Annotated in this window: 12 protein-coding genes; 4 read left to right on the top strand and 8 right to left on the bottom strand. The window is 71.3% G+C overall.

Translation table 11 applies throughout. The features are described from left to right. The first annotated feature begins 66 nt into the window (after positions 1 to 66). Positions 67 to 402, top strand: coding sequence for an Lsr2 family protein (locus ACF07S_RS22330; protein WP_391963006.1), 336 nt, complete (start codon positions 67 to 69; stop codon positions 400 to 402). Here ACF07S_RS22330 and ACF07S_RS22325 read toward each other — a convergent pair. After that, positions 381 to 1,190, bottom strand: coding sequence for an SCO3374 family protein (locus tag ACF07S_RS22325; RefSeq protein WP_391963007.1), 810 nt, complete (start codon positions 1,188 to 1,190; stop codon positions 381 to 383). The two genes, ACF07S_RS22330 and ACF07S_RS22325, sit on opposite strands and share 22 nt — an antisense overlap. A 432-nt stretch (positions 1,191 to 1,622) precedes the next feature. Between ACF07S_RS22325 and ACF07S_RS22320 the strand changes: the two genes are divergently transcribed. Next, a complete protein-coding gene (locus tag ACF07S_RS22320; protein ID WP_391963008.1) occupies positions 1,623 to 4,148 on the top strand; it encodes an ATP-dependent Clp protease ATP-binding subunit in 2,526 nt (841 codons plus the stop codon). 86 nt (positions 4,149 to 4,234) lie between these two features. Here the strand turns inward: ACF07S_RS22320 and ACF07S_RS22315 are convergent, their stop codons facing one another. Next, a complete protein-coding gene (locus ACF07S_RS22315) occupies positions 4,235 to 4,888 on the bottom strand; it encodes an HAD family acid phosphatase (protein WP_391974909.1) in 654 nt (217 codons plus the stop codon). A gap of 441 nt (positions 4,889 to 5,329) precedes the next feature. Here ACF07S_RS22315 and ACF07S_RS22310 point away from each other — a divergent pair, with 441 nt between their 5' ends. Then, positions 5,330 to 6,082 carry a M23 family metallopeptidase gene (locus ACF07S_RS22310; protein WP_391963010.1) on the top strand — a complete coding sequence of 251 codons (753 nt, stop codon included), beginning with the start codon at positions 5,330 to 5,332 and terminating at the stop codon, positions 6,080 to 6,082. Between the two features lie 7 nt (positions 6,083 to 6,089). Here the strand turns inward: ACF07S_RS22310 and ACF07S_RS22305 are convergent, their stop codons facing one another. Continuing rightward, positions 6,090 to 6,677: a TetR/AcrR family transcriptional regulator gene (locus tag ACF07S_RS22305; protein ID WP_391963011.1), complete on the bottom strand. Its 588-nt coding sequence runs from the start codon at positions 6,675 to 6,677 to the stop codon at positions 6,090 to 6,092. A 151-nt stretch (positions 6,678 to 6,828) separates the two neighbouring features. On the opposite strand from ACF07S_RS22305, the gene ACF07S_RS22300 reads away from it, so the two are divergent. Continuing rightward, positions 6,829 to 8,415, top strand: coding sequence for an MDR family MFS transporter (locus ACF07S_RS22300; RefSeq protein WP_391974908.1), 1,587 nt, complete (start codon positions 6,829 to 6,831; stop codon positions 8,413 to 8,415). A 524-nt stretch (positions 8,416 to 8,939) separates the two neighbouring features. Here ACF07S_RS22300 and cseC read toward each other — a convergent pair. The 5 genes from cseC to ACF07S_RS22275 form a co-directional block, all read right to left on the bottom strand. After that, entirely contained in the window at positions 8,940 to 10,403 is a 1,464-nt protein-coding gene (gene cseC / locus ACF07S_RS22295; RefSeq protein ID WP_391963067.1) for a two-component system sensor histidine kinase CseC, read from the bottom strand. Beyond that, positions 10,292 to 10,990, bottom strand: a complete 699-nt coding sequence (cseB, locus tag ACF07S_RS22290) for a two-component system response regulator CseB (protein WP_391963013.1) — start codon at positions 10,988 to 10,990, stop codon at positions 10,292 to 10,294. The genes cseC and cseB overlap by 112 nt, the downstream gene beginning before the upstream one ends. Positions 10,991 to 11,179: 189 nt before the next feature. Next, positions 11,180 to 11,830, bottom strand: a complete 651-nt coding sequence (locus ACF07S_RS22285) for a hypothetical protein (RefSeq protein ID WP_391974907.1) — start codon at positions 11,828 to 11,830, stop codon at positions 11,180 to 11,182. Then, positions 11,818 to 12,357, bottom strand: coding sequence for a SigE family RNA polymerase sigma factor (locus tag ACF07S_RS22280; RefSeq protein ID WP_391963015.1), 540 nt, complete (start codon positions 12,355 to 12,357; stop codon positions 11,818 to 11,820). The genes ACF07S_RS22285 and ACF07S_RS22280 overlap by 13 nt, the downstream gene beginning before the upstream one ends. Positions 12,358 to 12,637: 280 nt before the next feature. Further along, positions 12,638 to 13,573: an A/G-specific adenine glycosylase gene (locus tag ACF07S_RS22275; protein ID WP_391963016.1), complete on the bottom strand. Its 936-nt coding sequence runs from the start codon at positions 13,571 to 13,573 to the stop codon at positions 12,638 to 12,640. Positions 13,574 to 14,171: the final 598 nt, after the last annotated feature.

Raw genomic sequence — 14,171 nt, 5'->3', positions numbered from 1 at the left:
GAGGGACGGCGATACGGCAGACGCCGGCACACCCCGGCCCGCAAGTTTTCGATGAAAGGAAATCCGGTGGCACAGAAGGTTCAGGTCCTTCTTGTCGATGACCTCGACGGCGGCGAGGCGGACGAGACCGTGACGTTCGCGTTGGACGGCAAGACGTACGAGATCGATCTCACCACCACCAACGCGGACAAGCTCCGCGACCTCCTCGAGCCTTACGTGAAGGGCGGTCGTCGTACCGGAGGCCGCGCTTCGGGTGGGCGCGGAAAGGTGCGTGCTTCTTCCGGTGGCAGCCAGGACACCGCGGCGATCCGCGCCTGGGCGAAGGAGAACGGTTACGAGGTGAACGACCGCGGCCGCGTTCCCGCGTCCATCCGCGAGGCCTACGAGAAGGCCAACGGCTGACCGTCGGCCCGGGTGGCGGCGCACGCGCGTCGCAGCCGGACCCGGTGGACCTGCGTCGCCACCGTGTTCACCAGCCGCACGAGATCCGGGGGGCTCTCACCGCCTCCCGGCGCACTTCTCGTCCCCATCGCCGACAGCGTCGGCAGTGAGGCCTCGACCTCGCGTCCCGGCTCGGGGGGCCGCAGCCACACGGCGGCCCCCTGCGAACCGCCGTCACGGCCCGGGGGGACCGGCCGCACGCCGGAACGGGCGGAACGGCAGTCACCCCCACCGGGGTCACAGGCCCCGCGCGGGCAGGTCCCGCCCCGGCGTACCCCGTCCGGACAGGTCCCGCCCCCGGACCGGCCCACCGCGCAGGCGACCGCACAGGGAGCCTCCATGGAGCCCCCCGCGCCGATCGCCGTCAGGTCCAGTCCCAGCCCGCCCCACTCCAGCCAGTCCAGCAGCCCCGGCAGCTCCTCCGCGCTGCCCGCGGCCACCAGCAGCCGCATCCTGCCGTCCCCGACGGCCACCGGGAACCGGCGCCCGGGAGACCCCGGCCCCTCCAGTCGCTCCAGCGCCGCGCGTCCCGCCTCCTGGGGCACGTCCAGGACGTCGAAGCGCACTCCCGTCCTCAGGCGCACCGGAAGCCCGGGCACCGTGGGCCAGCCCAGCGCGTCCTCGTACCAGTGCCGCACTCCGGCGCCGACCGGCACGAGCGGCCGCCGGTCGAGCGGAACCCCGCCCGCGACGGCGGAAACGGCGGGGACTCCAGGTACGCCGGGGACGCCGGCGACGCTGCCATCCATGCCCCGGGCAACCGCCCGAGGATCCCCGGGGTTACGCTGGGTGCCTCCGTGTGTGCGCATGGTGGCGGGCGAGGGGGCGCTCGCAGGTGCGGGGAGGCGCAAGGTTGTTCGCCCGTAGCGGAGGGAAACCGTGCACTCGGCATGGACCGTGCGTAGCAGCGGGTAAGACATCCCTAGTGGGAGGGGGCGACACGCAGGGTGGGACGTCTCCCGTTCGCCATCGGCGTACTGGCGAAGGGGGTAACCACCTGGCCTGCGGGAACATCGTCTCGCACCATCGGGTTGGAGCAGATGTCGGCGTGAGCGGGGTCAGGAGGCCATCGACGGTGTCGGCAGTTGGAATGAGCGGTCCCCGCTCGCGGGACTAAGCTGCGGAAGGACAGGGAGGGGAAGTTCCCCCCACTGCCTGACCGCTCTGAGGAGCGATTAACGATGTTCGAGAGGTTCACCGACCGCGCGCGGCGGGTTGTCGTCCTGGCTCAGGAAGAAGCCCGGATGCTCAACCACAACTACATCGGCACCGAGCACATCCTCCTGGGCCTGATCCACGAGGGTGAGGGTGTCGCCGCCAAGGCCCTTGAGAGCCTCGGGATTTCGCTCGAGGCGGTCCGCCAGCAGGTGGAGGAGATCATCGGGCAGGGCCAGCAGGCCCCGTCGGGTCACATCCCCTTCACCCCCCGTGCCAAGAAGGTCCTGGAGCTGTCGCTCCGCGAGGCCCTTCAGCTGGGCCACAACTACATCGGCACGGAGCACATCCTGCTCGGCCTGATCCGCGAGGGCGAGGGCGTCGCCGCCCAGGTCCTGGTCAAGCTGGGCGCCGACCTCAACCGGGTGCGGCAGCAGGTCATCCAGCTGCTCTCCGGTTACCAGGGCAAGGAGACCGCCACCGCCGGCGGTCCTGCCGAGGGCACGCCCTCCACGTCCCTGGTGCTCGACCAGTTCGGCCGGAACCTCACCCAGGCCGCTCGTGAGTCCAAGCTCGACCCGGTCATCGGGCGCGAGAAGGAGATCGAGCGGGTCATGCAGGTGCTGTCCCGCCGTACCAAGAACAACCCGGTGCTGATCGGTGAGCCCGGCGTCGGCAAGACCGCCGTCGTCGAGGGTCTCGCCCAGGCCATCGTCAAGGGCGAGGTGCCCGAGACCCTCAAGGACAAGCACCTCTACACCCTGGACCTCGGCGCGCTGGTCGCCGGCTCCCGCTACCGCGGTGACTTCGAGGAGCGCCTGAAGAAGGTGCTCAAGGAGATCCGCACCCGCGGCGACATCATCCTGTTCATCGACGAGCTGCACACGCTGGTCGGTGCGGGTGCCGCCGAGGGCGCCATCGACGCCGCCTCGATCCTGAAGCCGATGCTGGCCCGTGGTGAGCTGCAGACCATCGGTGCCACCACGCTGGACGAGTACCGCAAGCACCTGGAGAAGGACGCGGCCCTGGAGCGCCGCTTCCAGCCCATCCAGGTCGCCGAGCCGTCGCTCCCGCACACCATCGAGATCCTCAAGGGCCTGCGCGACCGCTACGAGGCCCACCACCGCGTGTCCATCACGGACGAGGCGCTGGTCCAGGCCGCCACCCTGGCCGACCGCTACATCTCGGACCGCTTCCTGCCGGACAAGGCGATCGACCTGATCGACGAGGCCGGTTCCCGGATGCGCATCCGCCGGATGACCGCGCCGCCGGACCTGCGCGAGTTCGACGAGAAGATCGCCGGTGTCCGCCGGGACAAGGAGTCCGCGATCGACTCGCAGGACTTCGAGAAGGCCGCCTCCCTGCGCGACAAGGAGAAGCAGCTCCTGGCCGCCAAGGCCAAGCGGGAGAAGGAGTGGAAGGCCGGCGACATGGACGTCGTCGCCGAGGTCGACGGCGAGCTGATCGCCGAGGTCCTCGCCACGGCGACGGGCATCCCGGTCTTCAAGCTCACCGAGGAGGAGTCCTCCCGCCTGCTGCGCATGGAGGACGAGCTGCACAAGCGGGTCATCGGCCAGGAGGACGCCGTCAAGGCGCTTTCCAAGGCGATCCGCCGTACCCGTGCGGGTCTGAAGGACCCGAAGCGCCCGGGTGGCTCGTTCATCTTCGCCGGCCCGTCCGGTGTCGGTAAGACCGAGCTGTCCAAGGCGCTCGCGGAGTTCCTCTTCGGTGACGAGGACGCGCTGATCTCCCTCGACATGTCGGAGTTCAGCGAGAAGCACACGGTCTCGCGTCTCTTCGGTTCGCCCCCCGGCTACGTGGGCTACGAGGAGGGCGGCCAGCTGACGGAGAAGGTCCGCCGCAAGCCGTTCTCGGTCGTCCTCTTCGACGAGGTCGAGAAGGCCCACCCGGACATCTTCAACTCGCTGCTGCAGATCCTGGAGGACGGTCGTCTGACCGACTCCCAGGGCCGGGTCGTGGACTTCAAGAACACGGTCATCATCATGACGACCAACCTCGGCACCCGGGACATCTCCAAGGGCTTCAACCTGGGCTTCGCGGCCGCGGGCGACACGAAGACCAACTACGAGCGCATGAAGAACAAGGTCTCGGACGAGCTGAAGCAGCACTTCCGGCCCGAGTTCCTCAACCGCGTCGACGACGTGGTGGTCTTCCCGCAGCTCTCGCAGAGCGACATCCTGCGGATCGTCGACCTGATGATCGACAAGGTGGACGAGCGCCTGAAGGACCGGGACATGGGCCTCGAGCTTTCCTCGTCCGCCAAGGAGCTGCTGTCCAAGAAGGGCTACGACCCCGTCCTGGGCGCCCGGCCGCTGCGCCGGACCATCCAGCGGGAGATCGAGGACACCCTCTCCGAGAAGATCCTCTTCGGCGAGCTGCGCCCCGGTCACATCGTGGTCGTGGACACCGAGGGCGAGGGCGAGACCCAGACCTTCACCTTCCGCGGCGAGGAGAAGTCGGCCCTGCCCGACGTCCCGCCGATCGAGCAGGCGGCCGGCGGAGCCGGCCCGAACCTGAGCAAGGACGCGTAGCCGCCCCGCTCGGCCGAACGGAGAAAGGGGTCTGCCCCGGGACGCACGTCCCGGGGCAGACCCCTTTCTCCGTGGCTCCGGCCGGTTCAGGACAGCTGACCGTCGTAGTCCGGCAGCTTGAAGGTCTTCTCGGCGTGGCCGCCCGACAGGTCCGTCGGGCTGTTGCCGATGTTGGCGATGATCGTGTAGCCCTTGGACTCGATGTCGGCCCGCTGGGCCGTCTTGTACTCGGCCACGTTGCGGAACAGGTCGAAGAAGCCGCGCACGTAGAGGCCGGCGGACTCGTAGCCCGCCTCGTCCAGGTTGTAGGCGGTGGGCGCGTGGATGATGCCCGGGCGGGCGGTCACGAAGAAGACGGCGACCCCGCGCTCCTGCGCGTAGGCGGCGGCCTCCAGGACCGGCTTGTTCGCGGGCTGCGGGTAGCTGAAGCCGAAGTCGGTCTCCAGCGCGGTGTTGTCGATGTCGAGGACGATCGCCTGCTTCTCGCCCGGCCCGGGGTCCGCGATCCGCTGCTTCAGATAGGGCAGGGCCTGGGCCATGACCGCCTGGCAGTCCCTCTGCCAGGTGTCGTAGTCGACGGCCGCCGCGGCGCCCGTCACCGCCCCGGAGACGGGGGCGGCGGCGGGCGCCGCGGCGGCGGAGGCGGGCACGGCTTCGGCCGGGGCGGCCAGGGCCACCAGGGCGGCCGCGGAGACGGCGGTGACCGATGCACGGCGCAGCCAGGGGCGTCTGTTCGTCATGGGGTGGGGGGTCCTCTCACGTCCGTAACGCTGCCAACGTGTCGTGTGCATGTTCGTCTGCGAGGGTGACGCGAGGTGAACCGTAGGGTTACCGGGCGGTAGGCGCCTAGAGGCCTGCGCCACATTCTTGGAATGTCCGAACCGGCACCCCGGTGACATGCCGCACAGGCGATTCGTCCGGTACTAGCCGGAATAGTGGCAAAGCCGTTGAAGCGAAAACGGACATATGTCGCGAAGCGCTGATCGATCGGCCTCAAATGGGGCTTTCGTTCCGTTCGAGCGCTCTGTCAAGAGACGTGCATCTCACCCCAGAAGTACGAACTTGCGTCGTAGATCGCCCTTTTGGGGCTTTTTGTGTGGAGGGGTTACCAAGGAGTGGCACCGAGGCGAAGACCTGTTTCGCCGGTGGTTCTTCTCCGTCCCCTTCCTGATGAGGTTGAGATGTCCCAGCGCGTCACGTCCCGTTTCTCCCGTACCTCCCTGATCCGCACCCGTGCGACCGTGCTGGCCGCCGGCCTGGGGGCCTCGGTCGTGATGGGTGCCGGGGTCGCGGTCGCCGTCGACACCACGGCCGCATCCGGCATCGCCGGCGCCGTCGAGGCGCAGGCCGCCGCCCAGGCCGAGGCCGCGAAGGCCCAGGCCGCTCAGGTGGAGAAGGCCGCCGACGCGAAGAAGGCCGCCGACGTGAAGAAGGCCGCGCAGGCGAAGAAGGCCGCGCAGGCCGCGAAGGCGGTCAAGGCCAAGAAGACGGTCCAGGCCGCCGCCAAGAAGAAGGCCTCCTGGGTCGACCCGGTGAAGAGCTACAAGATCTCCGCGAGCTTCGCCCAGAACGGCGGCATGTGGGCGAGCAAGCACAGCGGCCAGGACTACGCCGTCCCGACCGGCACCCCGGTCCTGGCCACGCACGGCGGCACCGTCGTCAAGGCCGGCGGCAACGGCGCCGGTGACGGTCCCGCGTACGGCAACGCCGTCGTGATCAAGCACGGCAACAAGACGTACTCCCAGTACGCCCACCTGTCGTCGGTCGATGTGCAGGTCGGCCAGATCGTCAAGACCGGCCAGAAGATCGCCCTGTCCGGCAACACCGGCAACTCCAGCGGTCCGCACCTGCACTTCGAGATCCGTACGACCCCGAACTACGGCTCGGCCGTGGACCCGGTCAAGTTCCTGCGCGCCCAGGGCGTGCGGGTCTGACCGAGCGCTACCGGGCGCCCCGGGTGCCCCGGTGGGCCTGGGTGATCAGATCGACGGCGACCTCGAGGACGGCCCTGCGCCTCTCCTCGGGGTCGCTTTCGACGTCCTGCAGGACGAGCATCCCGGCGTGCATGGTGAACAGGGCGCTGGCGCAGCGCACCTGGTCGACCAGTTCGGCGTCCGGGTCGATGAGGATGTCCCGCAGTCCGAGCATGCGGGTCTTGAACATCTCGCCGATGCGCAGCTCGCGCACCGTGGCCTGGTTCTCCTGCATGAAACGGAAGAGGGGGGCGGCGCCCATCAGCGCCTCGCTGTAACGGCGGACGATCTCCCGCTTGGTCTCCAGGCTGTGCGGCTGCTGCCGCCCCCAGGCGATCAGGTCCTCCAGCGGCCGGGAGAGATCCTCGAAGATGCCGACGAGGATCTCCTCCTTCGTCTTGAAGTGGTAGTACAGCGCCGCCTTGGTGACCTCCAGGCGCTCGGCTATCTCGCGCAGCGAGGTCTTCTCGTAACCCTGCTCGGCGAAGAGTTCGAGCGCCACGTCCTGGATGCGCTGGCGGGTGTCCCCGCGGCGCCGCTGTCTGGTGCCGTCCATGGTGCCGCCCATCCTCCTACTCGACCCGCCCTTGTCAAAAACTTACTTGACGACCGGCTGGTTACGCGACTAACTTCCCCAGTGCGGTGAACTAGCCGGGCGGCAAGTAAGTAGCGGTGGCCACGCGGGCGTGGCCGGGGGAGTGGGAGACATGACGGACACACCGGCGGCGGGGGCCGCGCAGACGGACGGCGGCAAACAGCCGAGAAGCGTGCGGGTCGTCCTGCTCGCGCTCATGATCGCGATGATGCTCGCGATGCTCGACAACATGATCATCGGGACCGCGATGCCGACGATCGTGGGCGAGCTGGGCGGACTGGAGCACCTGTCCTGGGTGGTCACCGCCTACACCCTCGCGACCGCGGCCTCCACCCCGGTCTGGGGCAAGCTCGGCGACATGTACGGGCGCAAGAGCACGTTCATGACGTCCATCGTGATCTTCCTGATCGGCTCCGCGCTCAGCGGCATGGCCCAGAACATGGGCGAGCTGATCGGTTTCCGCGCGGTGCAGGGCCTGGGCGCCGGCGGTCTGATGGTCGGTGTCATGGCGATCATCGGCGACCTCGTCCCGCCCCGCGAACGCGGCAGGTACCAGGGCATGATGGCCGCCGTGATGGCGCTGGCGATGATCGGCGGACCGCTGGTCGGCGGCACCATCACCGACACCTGGGGCTGGCGCTGGGCCTTCTACATCAACCTGCCGCTCGGTGTGATCGCGCTCGCCGCCGTGGGCGTCGTGCTGCAGCTGCCGAAGAAGCGCTCCAAGGCCGGCATCGACTACCTCGGCGTCGTGCTGCTGACCGTCGGCATCACCGCCGTCGTGCTGGTCACCACCTGGGGCGGCACGGAGTACGCCTGGACCTCCGCGCGGATCATGGAGCTGACCGGCCTCGGGGTCGCGTCCCTCGTCGGCTTCGTGTTCTGGCAGACCAGGGCCGCCGAGCCGGTGCTGCCGCTGCACATCTTCCGCAGCCGCAACTTCACGCTGATGTCCGTCATCGGCTTCGTCACCGGCTTCGTGATGTTCGGCGCGACGCTCTTCCTGCCGCTGTACCAGCAGTCCGTGCAGGGCGCCTCCGCGACCAACTCCGGTCTGCTGCTGCTGCCGTTGCTCGGCGCGATGCTGGTCACCTCGATGGTCGCGGGCCGGGTGACCACCGACACCGGCCGGTACAAGATCTTCCCGGTGCTCGGCAGCGCGCTGATGGCCGTCGGCCTGTATCTGCTGTCCACGATGGACACGGAAACCTCCCGGTTCACCTCCGGTGTCTTCATGGCCGTGGTCGGTCTCGGCATGGGCTGCCTGATGCAGATCACCATGCTGGTCGCGCAGAACAGCGTGGAGATGAAGGACATGGGCGTGGCGTCCTCGTCCACCACCCTCTTCCGCACCCTCGGTTCGTCCTTCGGCGTCGCCGTCATGGGCGCGCTGTTCAACAGCCGGGTCCAGGACGTCATGGCCGAGCGGACCGGTGCGCCGGGTTCCGAGGTGACCGGGCAGTCCGCCCAGCTGGACGCGGCGAGCCTGGCGAAGCTGCCGGAGGCGGCGCGTGAGGCCTACCAGCACGCGGTGTCCTCGGGCACGCACTCGGCGTTCCTCCTGGGCGCCGTGATCGCGGTGCTCTCGCTGGCGGCGGCCGTGTTCGTGAAGGAGGTCCCGCTGAAGGGCGCGGGCCCCCGGAAGGACGGCACCGACGGGGCCGCGCCGGCACCGGCGGCGGTGGCCGAGCCCGTCTGACGGCCCGGCCCCCGCGGCACGAAGGCCTCCGGGGACGCGCGGCGTCCCCGGATGCCTTCCGCGTCCGCCGGTGCGTTCCCGCCGGTACGCGTCGCCCGGCACACGTCGGCTGATACGCACCCGCCGGTACGCACCCGGTACAAGGGACCCGGGGCCGAGGCCGGTCCCGGCCCCCGGCCCCGATGTCGGACCCCCGTGCCACCAGCGGTCGCACGGACAAGGCGCGTCAGCCGCGGCCGGCCGAGGACGCGGTGGACCGGGACCGGGCCGACCCGGATCCCGGTCCGGCCGCGGTCGCCGCGCACGCCCCGGCTGCCCGCGCCACCACTTCCCGCGCGCCTAGAGGAGACCCACGGCGAGACTCCGGGCCAGTACCTCACCCACCGCCGTACCGAGCGCGCCGGGGACCTGCCGCGTACCGCCGATCCGCCGGTCACGGAGATCCGCCACCTGGTTCTCCTTCACCCGGCGCCGTGCGGGCGGCCCCGGCATGGACGAGGACCGGTCCTGCCGAAGCGCACCGGCTACTGCGGCAGCATCGGGTAGCTGCCGGTACTGGTCGGCGCGTGCTCCGGCAGCCACAGCACGGCGACCGCGCCCTCGGCCGGCACATGGTCCGGTGCCCCGGCGGGCCGTGCGTTGCGGAAGGTCAGCCGCGCGCCCAGGACCCGGGCCTGCCCGGCCGCGATGGTCAGGCCCAGCCCGTGCCCGCGGCCGGCCCGGTCCGCGCTGCCGGTGCGGAAGCGGCTCGGCCCGTCGGCGAGCAGGTTCTCGGGGAAACCGGGCCCGTGGTCGCGGACCCGGACGACCCGGCCCTCGACGGTGACCTCGATGGGCGGCCTGCCGTGCCGGGCGGCGTTGGCGAGCAGGTTGAACAGCACCCGCTCCAGGCGCCGCGGGTCGGTGGTGACCTCCGACTCGTGCACCACGTGCACGGTGACGTCCGGGCCCCTCGTCGCGACCCGCCGGGCGACGAACTCGCCCAGCAGGATGTCCTGCAGTTCGGCCCGCTCCGAGGCGCTGTCCAGCCGGGCCACCTCCAGGACGTCCTCGACCAGGGTGCGCATCGCCTTGGCCCGGTCCAGCACCAGCTCCGTCGGCCGGCCCGGCGGCAGCAGTTCGGCGGCGGTCAGCAGACCGGTCACCGGGGTGCGCAGCTCGTGCGCGATGTCGGCGGTGACCCGGCGCTCGGCCTCCAGCCGCTGCCGCAACGCGTCCGCCATGGCGTCCACCGCGCTGGCCAGGTCGTCGGTCTCGTCCCGCACCACCCCGCCGATGGCCTCGCGCACCCGGACGTCGGTCTCGCCCTTGGCGACCCGGTTGGCGGCGCTGGCCGCCTTGCGCAGCCGGCGCGACAGATGCCCGCCGATGAGCACCCCGAGCGCGCTGCCGCCCAGGACGACCGCGATGGAGCCGATCACCAGGGCCTGGTCGAGATCCTTGAGGATGTCCGAGCTGCGGTCGGTGAAACCGGAGTGCAGGGACATCACCTGCCCGTTCTTCAGCGGCACGGCCGCCCAGATGTCCGGCGCCCCGCCGCGGTCGGTCACATAGGTCGCCCGCCGGCCCGCCTCGGCCTTCTCCCGCAGGTCCTCCGGCAGCTCCGGATCGTCGATCTTCGCGTTGGGGAAGTTCAGCCGCCCGGACAGCTCGTAGTTGCGCTGGGCGATCATGATGCGCTCGTCGGCGAGGTCGCGCGCGTTGTCCAGCATCGACACCCGGGCCGCGTTGTGCACCACCAGGCTCAGCGCGATCGCCACCAGCGCACCGACCAGCGCGATGGCCGCGCTGAGCTTCCACCGCAGACCCGCTCCGATGCCCACCCGGTCGACGCACACCGCCGCCAGGCGCCGGAAATACCCCCGCATCGGCTTTCTCAGGCCTTCAACTTGTAGCCGAAGCCACGGACCGTCTCGATACGGTCCTGGCCGATCTTCGTACGCAGCCGCTGCACATGGACGTCGACGACCCGGGTGTCGCCGCCCCAGCCGTAGTCCCACACCCGTTCCAGCAGTTTGTCGCGGGAGAGCACGGTGCCCGGCGCCGCGGAGAACTCCAGCAGCAGCCGCATCTCGGTCGGCGTCAGCGCCACCGGCTCCCCGGCCCGGCGCACCTCCATGCCGTCGGTGTCGATCTCCAGCTCGCCGAAGGCCAGCACGGCCCCGTTGTCCGGACCGGTCTCCTCCCCGCGGCCGACGCCCGCGCGCCCGAAGCGGCGCAGCACCGCGCGGATACGGGCCACCAGGACGGCACTGTCGAACGGCTTGGTCACGTAGTCGTCGGCGCCGGCCTCCAGCCCCAGCACCACGTCGATGGAGTCGGCGCGCGCCGAGAGCATGATCACCGGCACCGTCGACTCGTCCCGGATGCGCCGGCACAGGCTGACCCCGTCGAGACCGGGCACCATGACGTCGAGGAGCGCGATGTCCGGCCGGTCGGAGCGGAACGCCTCCAGGCCCGACAGTCCGTCGGGCATCGCCGTGACCACGAAGCCGTCCCGCTCCAGGGTGAGCTGGGTGGCCTCGCGGATGACGTCGTCGTCCTCGACGAACAGGACGTGGGTCTGGTCTGCCATCCCGGTGCTCTCAGTCCTCGTGTGATGTCGGTCGGTACGGATGGGTCCGTCACGGCCCACCAAGAAGGTCGTTCCCGCCCGCCCGGGGGCTTTCGGCCGGCCCATGGAACGGACGCAGGTGCTGCGCGGTGGGTTCACAGCCCTTCACCGGTCCGGGCGGACCCGCCGGTTCACGCCGTGACCCGTGTCTCAGCCGTCCGCCATCGGCGTCGGTTCCGAGCCGGCCACCCGCCCGTAGTCGTTGTGCGTGCGGTACTCCTCGGAGAAGCGGCCCGCGGCCCAGCGGTACGTGATCACGTTCTCGCCGGACGGACTCGACACCGGGTCGCCCCGGTCGTACACCTGCTTGGTCACCACCAGGTCCCCGCGGTCGATCTCCGCGTACACCGGGGGCTCCTCGGCCGCGAACACGTTCACGTACGCGCCGCCGCGGTCGCGGTACACGTACGAGCCGACGCCCACCGCGTCCCCGCACGTCAGCACGTTGACGACGACGTCGTCGACGGATCCTCCGGTGAGGTTGCCGTAGCTCACGTCGACGGGGTACTCGTCGGCGACGCACGGTTCGAGCTCCCGCTTGACCTCCGGGGAGACCTCCGGGTCCGCCTTGATCAGCCGGACCGCGTCCACCCGGTCGGGGGACCGCGAGGGCGGGGCCGTGGGCGCGGCCGGGCTCGCCACCGAGTCCGCGCGCGCCGGGCCCTCGTCCCGCGCCCCGGTGCCGCCGGTGCCGCAGCCGGCCGAGAACAGGGCGGCGGCGGCGAGCACGGCCGTCGCCGCCGCCGCCGCCCGTGCGGTGCTCCGGGCCCGGGCGGGCCCCGCGCCGGTCAGGCCGCGCAACGCTCCCGCTCCTCACGCTCCAGCGCGCGTGCGTCCAGATCCCGCGCCTGGAGCTCCTCGCGGAGCCGCGCCAGCGCCCGGTGCAGCGTGCTCTTGACCGTTCCGGCCGACATGCCGAGGGCGGCGGCCGTCTCGTCCGTGGACATCTGCTCCCAGTGTCGCAGCACCACGACACTGCGCTGCTTCGGGGCGAGCACCTTGAGGACGTCCATCAGCAGGGCGCGGTCCGCGTGCTGCTCGGTGGCGTCGTCCACACAGGCCTCCGGGAGCTGCTCGGTGGGCACCTCCTCCAGCTTGCGGGCGCGCCACCACTCCGTGCGCGTATTGATCATGACCCGGCGCAGATAGGCGTCGGCCAGCCGCTTGTCCTCGATGGTCTCCCAGCGGCCGTAGGTCCGGGCCAGCGCGGTCTGCAGCAGGTCCTGCGCCTCCACGGGGTCCGGCACCAGACGGCGGGCGCTGCGCAGCAGCGCGTCCTGCCGGGTGCGGACGTACTCCTCGAATTCGAGCACCTCGCCCTGCGCCATGGTGAACCGCCTCCCGTTCCCCGTTCCGGCGCGCCCGTGCGGGCCGGACCGACCTGCCTGTCCGTGGTCGTCATGCCCTTGCCGGGCATGCGAACGAAAGTACGGAGGCGTTGTCACGGCACTGTCCGAGGCAGCCTGCGGACAGCCCTCGGCTGTCCGTCGGTTGTGTAACGGAAGGGAGTGCGGGGTACGGCGCCGGTCCGGTTGGGGCGGTTACGGTGCGGTACGGCCGGGTGCGGCCGGGGCGACGGGGCCCGGGAGTGTGCGGACCGGCTGTGCGTCAGCTCAGCGGCAGCCGGTACAGGCCGCCCGGCAGCGGTTCCACCAGGCCGTCGGCCACCAGACCGTCCAGGGCGCGGGCGCGCTGCACCGGCTCGTGCCACACCCGGTCCAGCGCGGTCTGGGGCACCGGGCCGTGCGCCTCCCGCAGCACGGCCAGCAGCCGGCCGCGGACCTGCCGGTCCGTGCCCGCGTACGTCTGGCCCCGGCGCGGCGGACCGTCGTGGGCCGGCTTGCCCGCCAGCCGCCAGGCACAGTGCGCGGCGATCGGGCAGCGGTGGCACGACTCGTTCTTCGCCGTGCACACCAGCGCCCCCAGCTCCATGGAGGCGGCGGCCCACCGCGCGGCGGTCGGCGTGTCCTGCGGAAGCAGCGCGCGGGCCAGCCGCCGCTCGGCGGCGGTGGTGGCGTTCGGCGGGTACTGCACCCCGGTGACCGCGCGGGCGAACACCCGGCGGACGTTGGTGTCCAGCACCGCGTGCCGCTGCCCGTACGCGAACGACGCCACGGCGGCGGCCGTGTACTCGCCGATGCCGGGCAGCGCCAGCAGCTGGGCGTGGTCGGCCGGTACGTCGCCGCCGTGCCGTTCCGTTATGGCGACGGCGGCGCCGTGCAGGCGCAGCGCGCGGCGCGGGTAGCCGAGCCGGCCCCAGGCGCGGACGGCCTCGCCGGGCGCCTCCGCCGCGAGGTCGGCGGGGCGCGGCCAGCGGGCCAGCCACTGCTCGTAGACGGGCAGCACCCGGTTCACCGGGGTCTGCTGCAGCATGAACTCACTGACCATCACCCCCCACGCGCCGGCCTCCGGGCGCCGCCACGGCAGGTCCCGGGCGTGCTCGTCGAACCAGTCGATGACGGGGGAGTGCAGCGCCTCACCGGGAGCGCGCTCGGACACGGAATCGGCGGCGTGGCCGTACGGGGGTTTCGTGGGAGCAGTCATGACCCGTCGATCCTGCCACGCCGGGCCGCACCCGCGGGGGGACCGCCACGGTGTGCGGAGGGAGAACGGGGGATTCCGAAGGGCGGCGGGCCCCTGACGATCGGCGGCGGTGGCGCCCCGGCGGCCCCGGCCGCCGCGCGGCACGGCGGTACGGCGGTGCGGCGCGGTACGGACGTTCCTCCGTCACACGGACGTGAGCGCCTCACCGCACACGTACGCCACAGCCGTGGCCAGAGGTGCAAGGGACGCGATCGCGAACGTGCGGGCGCCGGCGTGCCGGGTCCGCCACCGGCCGGCCGCGAACGGCGCGACGGGACGAGGGGCCCGGCCTCCGCCCCGGTCCCGGCCGTGTGCCGTGGCCGCGCCGGGGTGCCGCCGCGTAGTCGGTGATGTCGCGGTGGAGCCCGCTGCCCACGAAGCCCGTGATCACGGACCGTGAGCGAGGGGCCGGAACGGTCACACCCCGCGATCATCGGGTGCCGTACCCGACGAAGGACGGGGGTGGCGGGGCGGTTTCCGGGATGATGATCCGGAAAAGTTGTGGCTCGGAGCGGCGGGTGGGACAAGCGAACGCACCGATCTCTCGTACAGTTTGCGC

Origin of the sequence: Streptomyces sp. NPDC016640 (assembly GCF_043076215.1) — a bacterium.
Taxonomy (GTDB): domain Bacteria; phylum Actinomycetota; class Actinomycetes; order Streptomycetales; family Streptomycetaceae; genus Streptomyces.
This window is presented reverse-complemented; position numbering and strand designations above follow the sequence as displayed.

What these genes read in the sequence shown, in the direction of transcription:
- ACF07S_RS22325 (WP_391963007.1), bottom strand. Translation starts at nt 1,190, where the DNA reads ATGGATGGCAGCGTCGCCGGCGTCCCCGGCGTACCTGGAGTCCCCGCC.
- ACF07S_RS22320 (WP_391963008.1), top strand. Translation starts at nt 1,623, where the DNA reads ATGTTCGAGAGGTTCACCGACCGCGCGCGGCGGGTTGTCGTCCTGGCT.
- ACF07S_RS22315 (WP_391974909.1), bottom strand. Translation starts at nt 4,888, where the DNA reads ATGACGAACAGACGCCCCTGGCTGCGCCGTGCATCGGTCACCGCCGTC.
- ACF07S_RS22310 (WP_391963010.1), top strand. Translation starts at nt 5,330, where the DNA reads ATGTCCCAGCGCGTCACGTCCCGTTTCTCCCGTACCTCCCTGATCCGC.
- ACF07S_RS22305 (WP_391963011.1), bottom strand. Translation starts at nt 6,677, where the DNA reads ATGGACGGCACCAGACAGCGGCGCCGCGGGGACACCCGCCAGCGCATC.
- ACF07S_RS22300 (WP_391974908.1), top strand. Translation starts at nt 6,829, where the DNA reads ATGACGGACACACCGGCGGCGGGGGCCGCGCAGACGGACGGCGGCAAA.
- cseB (WP_391963013.1), bottom strand. Translation starts at nt 10,990, where the DNA reads ATGGCAGACCAGACCCACGTCCTGTTCGTCGAGGACGACGACGTCATC.
- ACF07S_RS22280 (WP_391963015.1), bottom strand. Translation starts at nt 12,357, where the DNA reads ATGGCGCAGGGCGAGGTGCTCGAATTCGAGGAGTACGTCCGCACCCGG.
- ACF07S_RS22275 (WP_391963016.1), bottom strand. Translation starts at nt 13,573, where the DNA reads ATGACTGCTCCCACGAAACCCCCGTACGGCCACGCCGCCGATTCCGTG.